General features: G+C 64.3%; 16 protein-coding genes, 1 tRNA gene and 1 pseudogene. 10 read left to right on the forward strand and 8 right to left on the reverse strand.

The genetic code is table 11. The features are described from left to right. From Q0897_RS14025 to Q0897_RS14035, 3 genes and pseudogenes are all read right to left on the reverse strand, one after another. A pseudogene (locus tag Q0897_RS14025) lies at window positions 1–197 on the reverse strand (oxidoreductase); the annotation flags it as partial. A 9-nt stretch (window positions 198–206) separates the two neighbouring features. Next, complete coding sequence (locus tag Q0897_RS14030; protein ID WP_299310024.1) at window positions 207–1,322, reverse strand: FAD-dependent oxidoreductase; 1,116 nt, start codon at window positions 1,320–1,322, stop codon at window positions 207–209. Between the two features lie 195 nt (window positions 1,323–1,517). Then, a complete protein-coding gene (locus Q0897_RS14035; RefSeq protein ID WP_299310025.1) occupies window positions 1,518–1,658 on the reverse strand; it encodes a hypothetical protein in 141 nt (46 codons plus the stop codon). A 209-nt stretch (window positions 1,659–1,867) separates the two neighbouring features. Between Q0897_RS14035 and Q0897_RS14040 the strand changes: the two genes are divergently transcribed. From Q0897_RS14040 to Q0897_RS14050, 3 genes are all read left to right on the forward strand, one after another. Further along, on the forward strand, window positions 1,868–3,583 hold the full coding sequence (locus Q0897_RS14040; RefSeq protein WP_299310026.1) for a thiamine pyrophosphate-dependent enzyme: 1,716 nt from the start codon (window positions 1,868–1,870) through the stop codon (window positions 3,581–3,583). 88 nt (window positions 3,584–3,671) lie between these two features. Further along, entirely contained in the window at window positions 3,672–4,136 is a 465-nt protein-coding gene (locus tag Q0897_RS14045; protein WP_299310027.1) for a hypothetical protein, read from the forward strand. Between the two features lie 21 nt (window positions 4,137–4,157). Then, window positions 4,158–4,835: a DUF4396 domain-containing protein gene (locus Q0897_RS14050; protein ID WP_299310028.1), complete on the forward strand. Its 678-nt coding sequence runs from the start codon at window positions 4,158–4,160 to the stop codon at window positions 4,833–4,835. Here the strand turns inward: Q0897_RS14050 and Q0897_RS14055 are convergent. Genes Q0897_RS14055 through Q0897_RS14070 form a run of 4 tightly spaced genes read right to left on the reverse strand, consistent with a single transcriptional unit; the run spans window position 4,819 to window position 8,892 of the window. Next, window positions 4,819–5,217 carry a cytochrome C oxidase subunit IV family protein gene (locus tag Q0897_RS14055; RefSeq protein WP_299310029.1) on the reverse strand — a complete coding sequence of 133 codons (399 nt, stop codon included), beginning with the start codon at window positions 5,215–5,217 and terminating at the stop codon, window positions 4,819–4,821. The two genes, Q0897_RS14050 and Q0897_RS14055, sit on opposite strands and share 17 nt — an antisense overlap. Then, window positions 5,214–5,846: a cytochrome c oxidase subunit 3 gene (locus tag Q0897_RS14060; RefSeq protein WP_299310030.1), complete on the reverse strand. Its 633-nt coding sequence runs from the start codon at window positions 5,844–5,846 to the stop codon at window positions 5,214–5,216. The genes Q0897_RS14055 and Q0897_RS14060 overlap by 4 nt, the downstream gene beginning before the upstream one ends. Further along, the gene (locus tag Q0897_RS14065; protein WP_299310031.1) at window positions 5,843–7,948 is read right to left on the reverse strand and encodes a cbb3-type cytochrome c oxidase subunit I; all 2,106 of its coding nucleotides are present in this window, start codon (window positions 7,946–7,948) and stop codon (window positions 5,843–5,845) included. The genes Q0897_RS14060 and Q0897_RS14065 overlap by 4 nt, the downstream gene beginning before the upstream one ends. Continuing rightward, window positions 7,945–8,892, reverse strand: coding sequence for a ubiquinol oxidase subunit II (locus Q0897_RS14070; RefSeq protein ID WP_299310032.1), 948 nt, complete (start codon window positions 8,890–8,892; stop codon window positions 7,945–7,947). The genes Q0897_RS14065 and Q0897_RS14070 overlap by 4 nt, the downstream gene beginning before the upstream one ends. A 102-nt stretch (window positions 8,893–8,994) precedes the next feature. On the opposite strand from Q0897_RS14070, the gene Q0897_RS14075 reads away from it, so the two are divergent. The 4 genes from Q0897_RS14075 to Q0897_RS14090 all read left to right on the forward strand — a co-directional run bounded on the left by Q0897_RS14075 (window position 8,995) and on the right by Q0897_RS14090 (window position 13,124). Further along, complete coding sequence (locus Q0897_RS14075; RefSeq protein ID WP_366519945.1) at window positions 8,995–10,050, forward strand: GAF domain-containing protein; 1,056 nt, start codon at window positions 8,995–8,997, stop codon at window positions 10,048–10,050. A 139-nt stretch (window positions 10,051–10,189) separates the two neighbouring features. Next, a complete protein-coding gene (gene adh / locus Q0897_RS14080; protein ID WP_299310033.1) occupies window positions 10,190–11,710 on the forward strand; it encodes an aldehyde dehydrogenase in 1,521 nt (506 codons plus the stop codon). A 72-nt stretch (window positions 11,711–11,782) separates the two neighbouring features. Next, on the forward strand, window positions 11,783–12,817 hold the full coding sequence (adhP, locus tag Q0897_RS14085) for an alcohol dehydrogenase AdhP (RefSeq protein ID WP_299310034.1): 1,035 nt from the start codon (window positions 11,783–11,785) through the stop codon (window positions 12,815–12,817). Between the two features lie 163 nt (window positions 12,818–12,980). Then, a complete protein-coding gene (locus Q0897_RS14090) occupies window positions 12,981–13,124 on the forward strand; it encodes a hypothetical protein (protein WP_299310035.1) in 144 nt (47 codons plus the stop codon). A gap of 45 nt (window positions 13,125–13,169) precedes the next feature. Here Q0897_RS14090 and Q0897_RS14095 read toward each other — a convergent pair. Further along, window positions 13,170–13,246, reverse strand: a tRNA-Arg gene (locus Q0897_RS14095). Window positions 13,247–13,413: 167 nt separating this feature from the next. Here Q0897_RS14095 and Q0897_RS14100 point away from each other — a divergent pair. Genes Q0897_RS14100 through Q0897_RS14110 form a run of 3 tightly spaced genes read left to right on the forward strand, consistent with a single transcriptional unit; the run spans window position 13,414 to window position 15,187 of the window. Further along, entirely contained in the window at window positions 13,414–13,926 is a 513-nt protein-coding gene (locus Q0897_RS14100) for an MmcB family DNA repair protein (protein WP_299310036.1), read from the forward strand. A gap of 56 nt (window positions 13,927–13,982) precedes the next feature. Continuing rightward, entirely contained in the window at window positions 13,983–14,735 is a 753-nt protein-coding gene (locus Q0897_RS14105) for a sterol desaturase family protein (protein ID WP_299310037.1), read from the forward strand. Beyond that, window positions 14,732–15,187 (forward strand): DUF2141 domain-containing protein, encoded by a 456-nt coding sequence (locus tag Q0897_RS14110; protein ID WP_299310038.1) that lies wholly within the window; start codon window positions 14,732–14,734, stop codon window positions 15,185–15,187. Before Q0897_RS14105 ends, Q0897_RS14110 begins: the two co-directional genes overlap by 4 nt. The last annotated feature ends 44 nt before the right edge of the window (window positions 15,188–15,231 follow it).

Below are 15,231 nucleotides of genomic sequence, written 5' to 3' on the forward strand. Positions count from 1 at the left end.
ATCACCTCGACGCAATTGCTCTCCCGCTTGTGCAGGCGCACCACGTGATGCTCGTCATGGCCATGCGTCTTGAACCAGGCCGTATCCTCGCTCGCCCCCACCTCCACAAGACCCCAGTCCTCGGCATAAAACGCGCGCTCCGCGGCAAAATCGCTGGTGCCGTATCCGACATAGCGAATCTCGGTAACTCTGCTCATCACGTCTTCCTAAATCGCTTGGGCGGTGACTTCGAACATCTCCGCCGTGGCCTTGTGGTTGTCGACGGGAGAGCCTTTGCCGATCTGGCCGTGGCAGATCGCCAGCGAGCTCTCGACGATATACTTGCAGCGTTCGAAACGCCGCGCGCGATAGGCTTCGAACGCCTCTTGTGCCGTGTCCGCCTTCGCCAGCTCCTCGGCCAGCACGATGCTGTCCTCGATCGCCATGCCGGCCCCTTGCCCGAGGTGCGGCGTCGTGGCGTGAACGGCATCGCCCAGCAGCACCACGCGTCCCTCGTGCCACGCTCCATAAAGCATCATGGTTTCCAGCGGGCGGTAGACCACGCCATCGTCGTCGGTGATCGCCTCTGCCAGCTCGCGTATCGACGGGGCGGTGCCTGCAAGCTTTTCGCGCATGGTCCGAGCGAGGCCGTGCTTGTCATACCAGGGATTGTCCGGCTCCGGCGTGGTGACGTACATATACATCAACTCTGCGCTGATCGGGACCAGGCCAACCCCGGTCGGGCCGTTGTAAACGTGCAGGGAATCGAGATCATCCGGCCGAGGCAGGTTGTAGCGCCAGACCGCCTGACCCGTGTATTCCGGCGCTCCGGCATCGGGCATGACCCTCGCGCGCGTGTCCGAATACACGCCGTCCGCACCGATCACGATGTCGTACCGCCCTTCCCGGCCATCGGAGAAGCGGACCGTCACGCCATCGCCATCATCGTCGATGCTGTCCACCGTCACGCCGAGACGCACATCGGCGCCCGATGCGATGGTGCGATCGCCCAGCACCTCGTGCAAGGCGGGACGGCCGATGCCGACATTGGCGGGATAGCCTTCCACCAGCCGCGGAGTGGGCACCTTGGCCATCTGCGTCCCGTCGGGCGCATGGATCGCGACGAAGTCGAAACCGACCGCTGCGTCCATGTAATCGTCGAGGAGGTCGAGCTCCTTCATCGCCCGCAGGACATTGCCTTGCTGAATGATGCCCACACCGTAGACGGCCCATTCGGGATCTTTCTCGATCACGGTCACCGCATGGCCATCCCGGCGCAGTGCAATGGCCGAGGTCAGCCCCCCGATCCCGCCGCCAATGATCAAGATGTCCAGATTTCGCATGTTCAGAAACTACCCCTCCCGGGCATTGCATTTGTCGCCATGCGCCGCAGCAGGCAATCTAGAGGCTTCCAACCATCCGAATAATTTTTTCTTTTTCTCATTCATCATCGATGCCGTTTGTGGATGGCGATCGGAACTGAGGGGCATGTTCAGGGATGCGCGAACCGGGGCGCATTTCTGTGACGACTTCATCGTTCAAGATTGCAGCAGTGGTCGCAACGGCAGGTGCGAGTTTTCAGCCCTGTCGTTCGCGTCAACCGCCAGTTTGAACCTCTTGCTTTGCATCCGAAATCGGGACGTTGCCGCCTCGATCCCGCCGGTCAGCGCATTGGCCATCAATCCTCCTGCGGCGTCGCCAGTGTGCGCTGCCACCTCGCGGGCCAATGGGAAAGAGGGGCCGACGCCCGCGCGCACCTGTATCATTTTGTCGCAATGCCGCCGGGCGGCTTCGCGATGGAAACCATGACGGACGCTCGCGGGTTGGCAAAGGGGGCGGGAGAGGTTTGCTTATCCTTCGTGCAGAACACCGCCATGAAAGGGAAAACATGTCCAAGACCGTAGCGCATATCGTTCTCGATGCTCTCGAACAGGCGGGCGCGCGGCGCGTCTATGGCATTCCCGGCGATACGATCAATCACCTCACCGACGCGATCGCGAAATCGGACCTGCGCTGGATCAGCGTGCGGCATGAGGAGGCGGGCGCCTTCGCCGCCGGCGGCGAGGCCTACATGACCGGAGAGCTGGCCGTGTGCGCGGGCACGTGCGGGCCGGGCTCGCTTCATTTCGTGAACGGGATCTACGAAAGCCACCGCAATGGCGCGCCGGTGCTTCTCATCGCGTCGGACGTGGCGCGGACCGAAACCGGCTTCAACTTTCCGCAGGAAGTCGACCAGAAGAAGATCTACGAGCAGCATTCGCATTTCTGCGAATATATCTCCCATCCCTCGCAGGCCCGCCGCATCGTGACGAAGGCCGCGCAGGCCGCGCTCACGAAAAAAGGCGTCGCGGTCGTCATCGTGAACGGCGACATGTTCAGCGAGACGGACGAGGATGCGATGGCGTGGGACATCTATCGCCCCGAACCGGTGTGCCGGCCCAACGATTCCGAAATGGCGCAGCTTGCCGAAATGGTCGATGCTGCGGGCAAGGTCACGGTCTATGCCGGGATCGGGGCACGCGACGCGCGGGCCGAGATTGTCGCCTTTTGCGAAAAGGTGAAGGCGCCGATGGTCCACACGACGCGGGCCAAGGAATTTCTGGAGCCAAATAATCCCTTTAATGTCGGGGTGAACGGTATCCTCGGCAATCGCGCGGGGGTGGAGGCGCTCGAAACTGCCGATCTCGTGATCTCGCTGGGCTGCGATTTCGCCTATACGCAATATTATCCCGAGGCGAAGAAGATCGTGCAGATCGATATCGACCCGACCCATCTCGGCCGGCGTTCGGCGATCAGCATGGGGCTGGTCGGCGATGCGCGGACGACGCTGGCCGCGCTTACGCCGATGGTCGCCGCGAAACCGGACACGCGCCATCTCGAGGCGCAGCAGAAACAGTGGCAGGACGATCTGCGCGGCTATGTGGAGGAGGGGGAGGAAAGCGATCCCACGCTCATCCACCCGCAATTCGTCGCCAACATGCTCGACGAAAAGGCGGCGGACGATGCGATTTTCGTGTCCGACGTCGGCACCGCGATGGTGTGGATGCTGCGCCATCTGCGCGCCAATGGCCGGCGCCGTTTCCTCAACAGCCTGCTCCACGGCACCATGGCGAGCGGGATGCCGCAGGCGATGGGCGCCAAGCTCGCCTATCCCGACCGACAGGTCATCGCGATGTGCGGGGATGGCGGGTTGACCATGTTGATGGGCGACCTGCTGACGCTGGTGCAGGAGGAAATCCCGCTCAAGCTCCTGGTGTTTCGCAACGACACGCTCGGCTTCGTCGAAATGGAGCAGCGTGTCGAAGGGCTGGTCGATCATTTTACCGGGCTCAGGAATCCCGATTTCCCGAAACTGGCCGAGGCGTGCGGAATCGCGGGCTGGCGCGTGGAGAACGGCGGTGATCTGGCCGGCGCGATGGAGGCGTGGCTGCGCGCCGAGGGGCCTGCGCTCCTCGACGTGCGGGTGAACCAGATGGAGCTGGTCATGCCGCCCAAAATCGAGATTTCACAAGTAGCATCGACCGCCATGTTCGGCGTGAAGGCCGTGCTCGACGGAAGGTCGGGCGAGGTGGTGGAATTGCTGCGCAACAATTTCTTGCGATAGGCGGGCGATGCGTTACGCATCGTGCGCGCAGATGAAAGCATGGACAGGGGCCGATGTCAGGCCGCCTGAGACGAAGGATCGATCAGCGATGAAAACATTGTGTTACCTCTCTCTTCTCCTGCCGGTGTCCCTGGCTCTTTCCGCGTGCGGTGACGACGCGGCGCATGAACAGGGCGAGGTGCAACAGGCGACCGTCGACGAGCCCGGTTTCGAAGACACGGCGGCAACCCCGTCGCAGCTGCGATCCGAGGCGATGGAACTGGCGCAGCATCTGGAATCCGGCACGCTCGACATGTCCGAGACGGCGGTCGTTCTCGAAGATCTCGATCAGCTCGTGACGGCCAATATCGTCGAATTTCCCGAAGATATCCGCGCAAAGCTGACGCAGGACATCGCGGCGGCGAAATCGGCGCTGGAAACGAGCGACGCGAATGGCGTCGCCGAGGCCGCGGCCAGCATCGAAAGCACGCTCGCCTCCATGCCCGCCGATGCGGACGCCGAGGCTGGCGCCGCGGCGGCCATGGAGCCGCAGGCGGAAACCGACCCGGCCTGACCGCGGGCGCCGGCGCGACCCATGCCCGGCTGGCTCCATGCCCTCGCGGTCGCGTCGCTCGTGCTGGGCGTCGCGTGCGCGGGGATCATGGTCGTGCTGACCTCGGCAAGACCGCCGAAGATGACGGTCATGCGCTTTGTCTGGCCGTTGTGCGCGCTTTTCGGCGGACCGCTGCTCATCGCGTTCTACCTGCGCTACGCGTGGAAGGGCGGGGACATTCCCTTTGCGGCCTCGGTCGCGAAGGGGACGCTCCATTGCGGTGCGGGGTGCGCGCTTGCCGATCTCTTCGCCGAAAACCTTGCCCATGTCTTTCCGGGCGTGCTGCCCGTGTTCGGCCTCGGCTGGCTTTTCGGGCACGAGATTTTTGCGACCTGGGCGATGGATTACGTGTTCGCGCTCGCGACCGGGATCGTCTTCCAATATTTCGCAATCGCCCCGATGCGCGATCTGTCTTTCAGGGAAGGCATGGTGAGCGCGGCCAAGGCCGACGTGCTCTCGCTCACCAGCTGGCAGGTCGGGATGTACGGGCTCATGGGGATCGCGCATTTCGTGATTTTCAAGCGCGTTCTTAATACGCCGGTCGATGCCGGAGACGCGCTTTTCTGGTTCGCGATGCAGGGGGCGATGCTGGCCGGCTTCCTGACCGCCTATGGTCCGAACTGGCTGCTGATCCGGTCCGGGATCAAGGAGCGGATGTAGCGCCTCCATCGCCGCGCGCTGCACCGTGCGCACGGGTCGCTTCGCTGTCGTGCATCCGCCCCTGAAGGTCGGCGAGAATCCACACCGTCCCGCCCGCCATGATGGACAGCAGACACACGGAAAACAGCACCAGCAGCAGATCCTCGCGCGATTGCCCGCCCGAAAAGCTGAGATGCAGGAAATGGCGCAGGTGTGTCGCCACCTGAAGCAGCGCCGCCGCGCACACCGCGATGATCTTCACCATGGGCGCAAGCGGCGACAGCACCGCCGCGAAGGCTGCAATTGTCAAAACCACGCTGATCACGAAGCCGAGCGCATATTTGCGCAACTCCGCCTTCGCGCTTTCGCCGGGGTCCAGCTCGCCAGTATTGGGCCGGGTCATGAAAGCGGCACCAGGAAAACGAACGAAAAAATCCCGATCCAGACGAGGTCGAGAAAATGCCAGAACACGCCCAGCATGGAGAGGCGGACCTTGACCACATCGTCCAGCCCGCGCACGGCGATCTGTGCCGCGCTCGCACCGATCCACGCGATGCCGACCGCGACATGCAGCCCATGCAGCCCGACGAGCGCCCAGTACGCGCTCAGCCAGCCGCTTGCCTGCGGGATGCCGCCCTCCTGCGCCTGATGCAGGAAATCGCGAATTTCAAAGAACAGGAACCCTGCGCCAAGCCCTGCGCAGATCGCGAGCCAGGCCACCACCTTTCCCGCGCCCCCGTCGTATTTCACCGCCAGCGACACCCCGCCATAAGCCGCCCCGCCGAGCAGGAGCAGACCTGTCTGAATCGCGATGCTGCGCATGTCGAACAGCGCCTGCGGGCCCGGACCGCCGGCAAGACCCACGGGATCGAGCGCAGCGGCATAGGTGACAAACAGAATGCCGAAGATGATGAGGTCGCTCATCAAGAAGACCCAGAAACCGAAGACGCTCGTTTCCGCTTGGTCATGCGCGTCGCCGTGCCCCGCGCCGAGGTTGAGACCGGGGTAAAGGCCGTTGTCGCCGTTGCTCATCCCGCGAACTCCGTGATGTCGGGAACGCCCCTGTTGCGCGGGGTTTCTTCGTCCGCCCGGCTGGCCGGAGGGGCGGCCGCGACCCATTCGCGAAATTGCCGGTCGGCGCGTTCGACCTCGGCGGCGGGGACGATCTCGGGCTCCAACACGATCATCCCGCGCCACATCACCGCGGCCACGATCGCGAGCAGGGCGGCGACCCCCATCCACCACACGTGCCACACCATCGCGAAGCCCAGCGCAAAGGCGGCGGCGGCCAGCACAAGGCCAAAGCGCGTATTGGCGGGCATTTCGATGTCAGCATAATCGTCCGGCCCCTTCCACGGATCGCCGCCGCGCTTCGCCGCGCTCCAGTCGTCGCGCGCCTTCACGTCGGGGATGCGGGGGTAATTCCATGCCGGCACCGGCGCCGGGCTCGACCATTCGAGCGTTCCGCCGTTCCAAGGATCGCCGCCCGGAACGGCCAGATCCGCCCGGCGGCGCCAGCTGCTCCAGAATGTCCAGCCAAGGCTCCCCAGTGCACACAGCATCAACACCGCGCCCACCCCCGCGACATACATCCACGGCAGGAAATCCGGGTTCTGAAACGTGGGCGAACGGCGCGGCATGCCCATGAGACCCAGCACGTAGAGCGGCATGAAGGTCAGCAGGAAACCGCCGACGAACAGAAACGCCGTGCGCCGCCCCCATGTCTCGCAAAGCCGAAATCCGAAAGCCTTGGGGAACCAGTAATGGATGCCCGCCAGCATCCCGTAAAGCACGCCGGGAATGATCACATTGTGGAAATGCGCGACGAGGAAGGTGGAATTGTGCACCTGGTAATCGATGGATGGATTGGCGAGAATGATCCCCGACAGCCCGCCGATCACGAAGAGCATGAAGAACCCGATGAGATAGACCATCGGCGTCGTGATGCGCACCTGTCCACGCCACATCGTCGCCATCCAGTCGTAGATCTTCACCCCCGTCGGCACGCCGATGATCATGGTGGCGATGCCGAACGCGATATTGACGTTCGCGCTTTGCCCCATGGTGAAGAAATGGTGCAGCCACACGGTAAAGCTGATGACCGCGATGCTCATGCTCGCGATGACGAGCGAGGTGTAGCCGTAGAGCTTCTTTCCCGAAAAGGTCGAGCTGATTTCCGAGAACACGCCGAACGCCGGGAGGATCAGGATATAGACCTCCGGATGGCCGAACATCCAGAAGATGTTGGCGTAATTCATCATGTTGCCGCCCGCGCCATTCGTGAAGAAGTGAAAGCCGGCATAGCGGTCGAGCATGAGCATCGCGCTCGACACGGTAAGCGCGGGCATCGCGTAGATCAGCATGATCGCAACGCAAAGTGACGTCCAGCAGAACAGCGGCATGCGCATGAAATGCATGCCCGGCGCGCGCTTCTTGAAGATCGTGACCGCGAAATTCATGCCTGTCAGCGTGGAGCCGATCCCCGATATCGTGATCGCCCAAAGCCAGTAATCGACCCCCTCGCCGGGGCTGTATGCGATGCCGGTATAGGGGGGGTACACCGTCCATCCCCCGGTCCCGAACTTCCCGATGAGCAGCGACACCATCACCAGCGCCGCCCCCGCCGCCGTCAGCCCCAGGCTGACCTGATTGAGCACGGGGAACGCCATGTCGCGCGCGCCCAATTGCTGTGGAAGCACGAAATTTATGAGCCCGATGAGCAGCGGCATAGCGACGAAAAAGATCATGATCGTGCCATGCGTGCTGAACAGCTGGGCGAAATGATCGGGCGCGACGAGGCCGCTTTCCGGCGCGGACAGCGTGCCCAGGGCCGTCGCCTGATGCGCGCGCATGACGAAACCTTCGACAATGCCGCGCGCCATCATCACCAGCGCCAGCACGATATACATGATGCCGATCTTCTTCGCGTCCGCAGACGTCAGCCAGTCCCGGAAAAGCGGCCCCCACCACCCCATCCGCGTGACGAGCGCGACCGCGCCGAGCGTGCCGAGCACGAGAACCGTGGCCGCGCCCGCTCCGACGATCGTGCTGCTCGTCACATGGTGCAACAGATCGGTATAGGGCGTGACGGTCCAGTCGAGCCGACCGAAGATGGGGCTGGTGGGCTGGCTCATTCATCGCCTCCCTGCGGGCGCGAGGGGAGGCCGGTGCCGCCGAGTGCGCCCGATCCGCCGCCACCGGTCGCGTGATATTTCGCGACGACCCGCTCGAACAGATCCGGCATGGGCAGCGCGAAATAAAGCGGCGTCGCCTCCCGGCTCAGGCCCAGTTCCTCGCGCGCCTCGGCAAGGACCGACCGATGGCGCAGGATGCGGTATGTCGCCGCGTCGAGCATGGGTGCGCGGCGCGCGTCGGCGAGCCATGCGGCATGGCGGGCCGGTTCCATGGCGGTGACGGCGAATTTTTGCCGCCCGAAGCCGGCGCCGTTGAATTGCGTATTCTCACCCTCCGCCACGCCGGTGCGTGTCGCCGCGAAATTGAGCTTCGTCGTCATGCCCGGCATGGCGTAGATCTGCCCGGTGAGCGGCGCGATCAGCATGCTTTGCATCACCGTGTCGGTCGTGAGCGTGAGTTCCACCGGCCGCCCCACCGGGATGGCGAGCGCGTTCACGGTCGCCACGCCCTCGTCCGGGTAGAGGAACACCCATTTCCAGTCGAGGCCGATCGCCTGTATCCGAAGCGGCGCGGGGCCCAGCGGTTCGTAGGGATCGAGCCGGTTCGTCGAATACCACAGCCAGCTTGCGAGCACGATCACCACCGCCACGGGAACGCCCCACAACAGCCATTCCAGCTTTGCCGAATAATCCCACTCCGGCGTGTATTTCGCCCCTTTCGCACCGATACGGTAGCGCCAGACGAGCAGAGGCACCCCGATCAGGACGGGAAGGATCACGACCATGGCAATCGCGATCACCCGCCAGAGATGGGTCGCCTGTTCCTCGGCCACCGGCCCCATCGGTTGCAGGAAGGATTGCGTCGGCGCCGCCATCGCGGCCTGCGGCAAAAGCGCACAAAGGAGCAGGACGATGCCAGCGCAGACCGGAACGGACCGGAGCACCGCCTGCATCATTTTGCCTGAAGTTTCCGAATGCACAGCCTGCCCAGCGATCGTGATGCTCTCTGCGCATTCGCTGCCTGTTTCATGCGGCCGGGTCAATCCATGACGAGACTGGCCACGGGGCGGCAAGGGGCGCGAAAATCGCGTCCGCGCATTCGCCCCGATCTCTGCGCAGTGGTCAACGGGCGGCAAAGGGGGTACGATGGTGTCATGGCTGGCCATCACGCAGACTCCGTCGAAGCAGTCTTGCAATCGTCGTCGCGTGCCGCGCAATCCTTTGTCGCGGCCAGCTGGTGCCGTTCGGGGCTGAAGCACGGGCTCGTGCCGAGCGCGGAACGTGCCGCCGAGCTGGTGCCCGGCGCCGACCTCGCGCAGCGGCGGCAGCGGCACGAGCTCCTGCTGTGCGTGGCGCGCCCGCTGCTCGATCAGCTGTTTCAGACGGTTGCCGCCACCGGTTGCGCGGTCATGCTGTCGGACAATGACGGCGTCATTCTCGAAGCGCGCAGCAGCGCAGGCGACCGCGCGACATTCGATCAGGTCGGCCTGACGCCGGGCGGGGTCTGGAGCGAGAGCCGCGAGGGCACCAATGGCATCGGCACCTGTCTCGAAGAAGGCCGGCCCGTTACGATCCACCGCGACGAGCATTTCGCCAGTCGCAACATCGGCATCAGCTGCATGGACGCGCCGGTGCGGGACGCGACGGGGCGCCTGGTGGGCGCGCTCGACATTTCCAGTTGCCGGGCGGACCACACCGCGGCGATGGGGTCGCTGGTGCAGAAAATCGTGCAGGATGCGGCGCGCCGGATCGAAAGCGGGGTTTTCCGCCAGTATTTCGCAGGGCACCGCATCATCGACGCGAACCTTCCCGGCGGCGATGCGGCCTTGCTCGCGGTCGACCGGGATGATCTCGTCATCGGTGCCACCCATGCCGCGCGGCATCGTTTTACGCTGAGCGACGCCTGCCTGACCGGTTGCCGCAGCGCTGCGGACATCCCTGGCGGGGAGGAGGCGGTATCGTTCCGCGACTCGGAACGCACGGTGTTGCGCCGTGCGCTCGCACAGGCCGATGGCAATGCGACACAGGCGGCGAGAGCGCTCGGCATAGGCCGGGCGACGCTTTATCGGCGCATGGAGAAGGTCGGCCTCGTGCGCGGCTGACGCCCTTTGTCCGCAACTGTCTCGATAGCGAGACAGTTGCGCGTCCCTTCGGCCCGCCCCCTCTTTCCATCGATGCGGCAGTGCGAAAGCATCCTCCTTGCGACCGGGAGCAACCGGCGATTGTGACGAGGATGAACTGATGGACATGCAAACCAATCCGGCGGCGTCGATGACCGCGCCTTTTGCCGACAGATACGACAATTTCATCGGCGGTCAGTGGACCGCACCGCGCGACGGGCGCTATTTCGACAATATCTCCTCCATAACCGGCAAGTCGGTCGGCAAGGTGGCGCGCAGCCAGGCGGTCGATATCGAGGCCGCGCTCGACGCGGCGCATGCGGCGAGGGACGCCTGGGCCCGCACCAGCGTGGGCGAACGCGCGCTGATCCTCCATCGTATCGCCGACCGGATGGAGGAAAATCTCCAGACGCTCGCGATCGCCGAAACATGGGACAATGGAAAGCCGCTACGCGAGACGATGGCGGCGGACATCCCGCTCGCCATCGATCATTTCCGCTATTTCGCGGGGTGCATCCGCGCGCAGGAAGGCGGCATTTCGGAAATCGACCACGACACGGTCGCCTATCATTTCCACGAACCGCTCGGCGTGGTGGGACAGATCATCCCGTGGAACTTTCCCATATTGATGGCGGTGTGGAAACTCGCCCCGGCGCTTGCGGCGGGCAATTGCGTGGTCCTGAAACCGGCCGAGCAGACCCCGGCCTCGATCATGGTGCTGGTCGAACTGATCGGCGATCTGCTGCCCGCAGGCGTGCTCAATGTCGTCAACGGCTTTGGCGTGGAGGCGGGAAAACCGCTCGCCAGCAGCAATCGCATCGCCAAGATCGCCTTTACCGGCGAGACGACGACGGGCCGGCTCATCATGCAATATGCGAGCGAGAACCTGATTCCCGTCACGCTGGAGCTGGGCGGCAAGAGCCCGAACATCTTCTTCGAAGACGTGTGCCGCGACGACGACGATTTTTTCGACAAGGCGATCGAGGGGCTGGTGATGTTCGCGCTCAACCAGGGCGAGGTGTGCACCTGTCCGAGCCGGGCGCTCATCCATGAAAGCATCTATGACCGGTTCATGGAACGCGCCATCGCGCGGGTGGAGGCGATCAAGGCGGGCAACCCGCTCGACATGGAGACCATGATCGGTGCGCAGGCCTCGTCCGAGCAGCAGGAGAAGATCCTCTCCTATATCGACATCGGCAGGCAGGAAGGCGCCGAATTGCTGACGGGTGGCGGGGCGGCGCGCTTCGATGGCGAGATTGCGGGCGGCTATTACGTGAAGCCGACGGTGTTTCGCGGCAACAACCGGATGCGCATCTTTCAGGAGGAAATCTTCGGCCCCGTCCTGTCCGTTACCACGTTCCGGGATGATGACGAGGCGCTGCGGATCGCCAATGACACGCTCTATGGCCTCGGCGCCGGGGTGTGGAGCCGCGATGCGAACACCTGTTACCGGTTCGGCCGTGCGATCCGGGCGGGGCGGGTGTGGACCAATTGCTACCACGCCTATCCCGCGCATGCGGCGTTCGGCGGTTACAAGCAATCCGGCATCGGGCGCGAGAACCACCGCATGATGCTCGACCATTATCAGCAGACGAAGAACATGCTGGTCAGTTACAGCCCGAAGAAGCTCGGTTTCTTCTGAGGCGCTACCCCTCGCGATGCGGCGAATGTCCGCCGCATTGCATCGCGCATTGAAAAATCGAGGAGAGATGTCATGAGCAAGACCATGAAAGCCGCCGTCGTGCGCGCCTTCGGCGAACCGTTGCGGATCGAGGAAGCGCCCGTGCCCGAGGTGCAACCCGGCATGATCCAGGTCGCGATCCAGGCGTCCGGCGTGTGCCACACCGATCTGCACGCCGCGGAAGGCGACTGGCCGGTGAAACCCGAACCGCCCTTCATTCCCGGACACGAGGGCGTGGGCTTCGTCTCCGCCGTGGGGAAGGGCGTGACCCATGTGAAGGAAGGGGACCGGGTCGGCGTGCCGTGGCTCTATACCGCGTGCGGCCATTGCACACATTGCCTCGGCGGGTGGGAAACGCTCTGCGAAAGCCAGCTCAACACCGGATATTCGGTGAACGGCGGTTTTGCGGATTACGTGCTGGCCGACCCGAACTATGTCGGTCACCTGCCGGACAACATCGGCTTCAACGAGATCGCTCCGGTGCTGTGCGCCGGGGTCACGGTCTACAAGGGGCTGAAGATGACCGACACGAAGCCGGGCGATGCGGTGGTGATTTCCGGCATTGGCGGCCTCGGCCACATGGCGGTGCAATATGCGGTCGCGATGGGGCTGAACGTGGTGGCGGTCGACGTGGACGAGGCAAAGCTCGACCTCGCGCGCAGGCTGGGCGCCGTCGGTACGGTCAACGCGCGAACCGAGAGCGACCCCGCCGCCGCGGTCAAGCGGATGACCGGGGGCGGCGCGCGCGGCGCGCTGGTGACAGCGGTGAGCGAGGCGGCCTTCGAACAGGCGGTCGGCATGGTTGGGCGCGGCGGAACGGTGGCGCTCAACGGCCTGCCGCCGGGGGATTTTCCGCTCAATATCTTCGGCATGGTGCTGAACGGTATCACGGTGCGCGGCTCGATCGTGGGCACGCGGCTCGATCTTCAGGAATCACTCGATTTCGCGGGCGACGGGAAGGTGAAGGCGACGATTTCCACCGCCCGGCTCGACGACGTGAACGCCGTGTTCGACCGGATGCGCAAGGGGCAGATCGAAGGACGCGTCGTGCTCGACCTCACCCAATGACAAGCGCCCCCCGGGGCCGGGCGCGGGGCGATCGTGGATGGCGGTGTCGTCCGTCGCGCGATCGCCACCGCGGCGGGGGCGCGCTGCTCTGGGAGCTGATCGCGCGGCACGGTCCCGTGGTCGTCTGGAGTCGATTGGTGCTTGGGAGACACGGGGGCGGCTCATGCTGGGCCACATCCAACCGAACGTCTCAGATAAATACGCCACGCCTTACCGTGAGGCATATCTCGTCGATGCGCCTCGTCTCATCGAGGAGTTGATCGGCCGCATCGAAGCCGCCGCGCCAGCCGCGTTCTCGTCAAATTAGCCGGAGCGGGGTGACCCAGCAGGATCCAGAAAATGGCGGAAAATCTGGTGCACCCGACAGGATTCGAACCTGTGGCCTCTGCCTTCGGAGGGCAGCGCTCTATCCAGCTGAGCTACGGGTGCGTGCGGGATGCGATTAGCAGGGTGATGAATGGCTGACCAGCCCTTTTCAAAAGGCGTTGGTGCATTCAGGCAGGGAATCGCAAAATCCGCCGTGGGCGTGCATTTTCATGGGGCTCGAACATCCCGAACGCTTGCCAGGTTCGTATTTTGTTCTTTAATACGTCACCATGTCCGATTCGCTTTTACATACGCCGCCCGCGTCCCCATCCGCGCCACCGACACGGGCGCAGGTCGTCGCGCGCGGGATCGGCCGCCTCTTTGCGCGCAACGATATCTGGACCCTGCCGGAAGTCCCGCTGCGCAACGGGCGGCGGGCGGACCTCATGGGGATGGATGCGAGCGGGCGGCTGATCATCGTGGAGATCAAGGTGGCGCGCGCCGATCTGCTGGGCGATTCCAAGTGGCCCGATTATCTCGATTATTGCGATCGGTTCTACTGGGGGCTGTGTCCGTCGCTCGACCGGGCATGTATGGACATGCCGGAGTTCATGCCCGATTCCTGCGGGCTGATCGTGGCCGATGGCTACGATGCGGAAATCCTTCGGCCCGCGCCCTTGCTCACGCTCGCGCATGCCCGCCGCAAGAAAGAGGTGGAGCGGCTCGCCCGGATCGCCATCCGGCGCCGGCAGGTGGAGTGTGACCCGCAATGCGCACCCTGGGGCCAAAACGAACTGAGCTGAGCGTCTCGATGCGCTTCGCCGTTTGAATGACGGCGCTTTGCCGCTAAGGCACGGGGATGAGCGCGACGATACCGGGATGGGTTCTGGCCATGGGGGCATCGGCCTTGGCGATGACGGCCATCGTCGCGGTGCGCTACATGCTGACGAGCGGCGGTTTCGCGCTGGCCACGCGGATGACGCGGCCGGGCCATTATGCGGGGCTGAATACGCAGATCGGCAAGGAAATCGGCTGGTCACTGCTCGCCGCCGCGATCTACGGCATTCCGGCGGGCATCGTCGGCTGGGGCTGGCAGGAGCGCGGCTGGACCCGGATCTACGACGATGTGGGGGCCATGCCGCTGTGGTGGTTGCCGGTGTCGCTCTTCATCTATCTGTTCGCGCATGACAGCTGGTTCTACTGGACCCATCGGTGGATGCACCGGCCCGGCCCGTTCCGGATGATGCATGCGGTCCACCATGCCAGCCGCCCGCCGACCGCGTGGGCGGCGATGGCGTTTCACCCGTGGGAGGCGCTCACCGGGGCGGTGGTGATCCCGGCGCTGGTGTTTCTCGTTCCGATCCATGTCAGCGTGCTGGCTCTGGTGCTGGCGATCATGACGGTCATGGGTGTGACCAATCACATGGGGTGGGACATGTTTCCGGATGCCGTCGTTCATTCACGGTTGGGACGATGGCTGATAACGGCGAGCCATCACCAGGTGCATCATCACCGTTATGCCTGCAATTACGGGCTGTATTTCCGGTTCTGGGACCGGGTGTGCGGCACCGACCGTGGGCTCGCACCGCAAGGATGGGATCGCAAGCGATGAAATTTTTCGGGCCCGCTTTCCGGCGCGCAGGGGTAAGGATCGCCGCGTTGCCGGTCATCGCCTTCACCCTGCCCGGTGCGGTCGGGGCCGGCGACCTGCAGGTGACGGTCACCGATCTGCGCAATCACGATGGCAAGCTTTTCGCGTGCCTCGCCCCCGTGGCCGAGGCGTTTCCCGATTGCGCGCATGACGGGCGCAAGCAGGTCATCGGCGCCGCGGGCCAGCCCCGGCTGGTGTTCGAGGACGTGCCCCCCGGCCAATATGCGATCGCCGTCTTTCACGACGAAAACGGCAATGGGCGCGTGGACAAGACATTGATGATGCCGCGCGAAGGGTTCGGCTTTTCCCGCGATGCGAAGGTGCGCATGGGCCCGCCGCGGTTTCGCGACGCGTCGTTCCGCATCGGCGCCGATGGCGGGCGGCAATCGATCCGCATGCGCTACATGCTCTAAACGCCTGCGGTCTTTTTCTTGCCAGTGCGGCGCGCCCTGTGACA

It is taken from the genome of uncultured Croceicoccus sp. (assembly GCF_947496385.1).
In the GTDB taxonomy this organism is placed as follows: Bacteria; Pseudomonadota; Alphaproteobacteria; order Sphingomonadales; family Sphingomonadaceae; genus Croceicoccus.

Bases quoted from the DNA above. Each gene is read 5' to 3' on its own strand.
- Q0897_RS14040 (WP_299310026.1), top strand. From the start codon at position 1,868: ATGTCCAAGACCGTAGCGCATATCGTTCTCGATGCTCTCGAACAGGCG.
- Q0897_RS14090 (WP_299310035.1), top strand. From the start codon at position 12,981: ATGCTGGGCCACATCCAACCGAACGTCTCAGATAAATACGCCACGCCT.
- Q0897_RS14060 (WP_299310030.1), bottom strand. From the start codon at position 5,846: ATGAGCAACGGCGACAACGGCCTTTACCCCGGTCTCAACCTCGGCGCG.
- Q0897_RS14055 (WP_299310029.1), bottom strand. From the start codon at position 5,217: ATGACCCGGCCCAATACTGGCGAGCTGGACCCCGGCGAAAGCGCGAAG.
- Q0897_RS14110 (WP_299310038.1), top strand. From the start codon at position 14,732: ATGAAATTTTTCGGGCCCGCTTTCCGGCGCGCAGGGGTAAGGATCGCC.
- Q0897_RS14105 (WP_299310037.1), top strand. From the start codon at position 13,983: ATGAGCGCGACGATACCGGGATGGGTTCTGGCCATGGGGGCATCGGCC.
- adh (WP_299310033.1), top strand. From the start codon at position 10,190: ATGGACATGCAAACCAATCCGGCGGCGTCGATGACCGCGCCTTTTGCC.
- Q0897_RS14030 (WP_299310024.1), bottom strand. From the start codon at position 1,322: ATGCGAAATCTGGACATCTTGATCATTGGCGGCGGGATCGGGGGGCTG.
- Q0897_RS14045 (WP_299310027.1), top strand. From the start codon at position 3,672: ATGAAAACATTGTGTTACCTCTCTCTTCTCCTGCCGGTGTCCCTGGCT.
- Q0897_RS14075 (WP_366519945.1), top strand. From the start codon at position 8,995: ATGACGAGACTGGCCACGGGGCGGCAAGGGGCGCGAAAATCGCGTCCG.
- Q0897_RS14035 (WP_299310025.1), bottom strand. From the start codon at position 1,658: ATGGCCAATGCGCTGACCGGCGGGATCGAGGCGGCAACGTCCCGATTT.
- Q0897_RS14065 (WP_299310031.1), bottom strand. From the start codon at position 7,948: ATGAGCCAGCCCACCAGCCCCATCTTCGGTCGGCTCGACTGGACCGTC.
- Q0897_RS14050 (WP_299310028.1), top strand. From the start codon at position 4,158: ATGCCCGGCTGGCTCCATGCCCTCGCGGTCGCGTCGCTCGTGCTGGGC.
- adhP (WP_299310034.1), top strand. From the start codon at position 11,783: ATGAGCAAGACCATGAAAGCCGCCGTCGTGCGCGCCTTCGGCGAACCG.
- Q0897_RS14100 (WP_299310036.1), top strand. From the start codon at position 13,414: ATGTCCGATTCGCTTTTACATACGCCGCCCGCGTCCCCATCCGCGCCA.